Below are 2002 nucleotides of genomic sequence, written 5' to 3'. Positions count from 1 at the left end.
TGGCCTTCTGGATCACCGGGCCGTCGGCCATCGGATCGGAGAACGGCACCCCCAGCTCGATGACGTCGGCGCCGGCCTGGGCCATCGCCAGCATCAGCTCGACCGTCACGTCGGCATACGGATCGCCGGCGGTGACGTAGGGAATCAGCGCCTTGCGGCCCGCGGCGGCCAGCCGCTCGAACGTGGCCTGGATGCGGCTCATTGGGCACCTCCCTTCACGGCGTGGCCGGCCATCGAGGGCCGGTCGAAATACTCGGCGCCCGACAGGTCGGCGACGGTGCCGATGTCCTTGTCGCCGCGGCCGGACAGGTTCACCAGCAGGTGCTGGTCGGGGCGCATCGTCGGCGCGAGCTTGATCGCATGCGCGAGCGCGTGGCTCGATTCCAGCGCCGGGATGATGCCCTCGGTGCGGCACAGCCGATGGAAGGCGGCGAGCGCCTCGGCATCGGTGGCGCCGACGTACTCGGCGCGGCCGATGTCCTTCAGGTAGGCGTGCTCGGGCCCGACGCCCGGATAGTCCAGGCCGGCGGAGATCGAGTGGGTCTCGATGATCTGGCCGGCCTCGTCCTGCAGCAGGTAGGTGCGGTTGCCGTGCAGCACGCCCGGCGAACCGGCGCTCAGCGTGGCCGCGTGCTTGGGCGTGTCGACGCCCTGCCCCGCTGCCTCGACGCCGATCAGTCGCACGTCCTGATGCGGGATGTAGGGATAGAAGATGCCGATCGCGTTGCTGCCGCCGCCGACGCAGGCGATGACCGCATCGGGTTGCTTGCCGATCATCTGCGGCATCTGGACCAGGCATTCGTCGCCGATGATGCGCTGGAAGTCCCGGACCATCATCGGATACGGATGCGGGCCGGCCACGGTGCCGATGATGTAGAAGGTCGACTCGATGTTGGTGACCCAGTCACGCATCGCCTCGTTGAGCGCGTCCTTGAGCGTCTTGGAGCCGGACTCCACCGGGACGACCTTCGCTCCAAGCAGGTTCATCCGGTAGACGTTGGGCGACTGGCGCTTCACGTCCTCCGAGCCCATGTAGACGACGCACTCCATGCCATAGCGGGCGCAGATCGTGGCGGTGGCCACGCCGTGCTGGCCGGCGCCGGTCTCGGCGATGACGCGCTTCTTGCCCATGCGGCGCGCCAGCAGCGCCTGGCCGATGGTGTTGTTGACCTTGTGCGCGCCGGTGTGGTTCAGGTCCTCCCGCTTGAGGAAGATCTGCGCGCCGCCCAGCTCGCTGCTCAGGCGCCGGGCGTGATAGATCGGGCTCGGACGGCCGACGAAATGGGCCAGCTCGTACTGGAACTCGCGGATGAACTCCGGATCCTGGCTGTAGCGGGCGTAGGCCTCATTCAGCTCGTCGAGCGCATGGATCAGCGTCTCGGCGACGAAGCGGCCACCGTAGTAGCCATGGGCGTTGGCGGTCGGCACGGGGCCGAAGCGGCCTTGCGCGTCAGGCTGCGCATAGCCGGCCAGCGGTCCCGTGACGAACGGGATCGAATCGGGGATGGTCTTGGACATGAGGGGTCCTCTATGAGGATGCCCGCGCGCTTCGAAGCGGAATCAGGCCGACTTCAGGCGGTCGGCCTCGCGCACGGCATCGCAGAACTGGCGGATCTTCACGGCGTCCTTGAGGCCCTTGGCGGCCTCCACGCCGGAGCTGACGTCAACGGCCCAGGGCCGGACCTGCCGCACGCCATCGATCACGTTGGCTGCACTCAACCCACCAGACAAAACGACCGGAGAGGGAACGCTTGGAGGCAGCAGTGACCAATCGAAGACCTTTCCGCCTCCACCGTAGCCGTCGACGAAGGCGTCGACCAGCACGGCCTGGGCGCGGGAGAAACGAGTCGCGAAGTCTAGCAAATCGAAGCCCGGCGCCATGCGCGCCGCGCGCAGATAGGGGCGCGACCAGCGGTCGCAGTCCTCGGGCGACTCGTCGCCGTGGAACTGCAGCGTCAGCGTCGGGATCGCGGCCAGCGCCGCCTCGATCGCCGCCGGCGCG

3 protein-coding genes are annotated in these 2002 nt (G+C 68.3%); all 3 read right to left on the bottom strand.

Translation table 11 applies throughout. From position 1 onward, the window contains the following. On the bottom strand, positions 1-202 hold a 202-nt coding region (locus tag FUT87_RS01180; RefSeq protein WP_186830300.1), incomplete at its 3' end, for a tryptophan synthase subunit alpha. Then, positions 199-1473 carry a tryptophan synthase subunit beta gene (gene trpB / locus FUT87_RS01175; RefSeq protein WP_404935340.1) on the bottom strand — a complete coding sequence of 425 codons (1275 nt, stop codon included), beginning with the start codon at positions 1471-1473 and terminating at the stop codon, positions 199-201. The genes FUT87_RS01180 and trpB, both read right to left, overlap by 4 nt. Before the next feature lie 87 nt (positions 1474-1560). Next, the coding region (locus tag FUT87_RS01170) for a phosphoribosylanthranilate isomerase (protein WP_147239818.1) at positions 1561-2002 on the bottom strand (442 nt) is incomplete at its 5' end.

The organism is Mitsuaria sp. TWR114 (assembly GCF_007997345.1).
The sequence above is the reverse complement of the archived record's forward strand: the minus strand, read 5'-3'. Positions and strand labels throughout refer to the sequence as shown.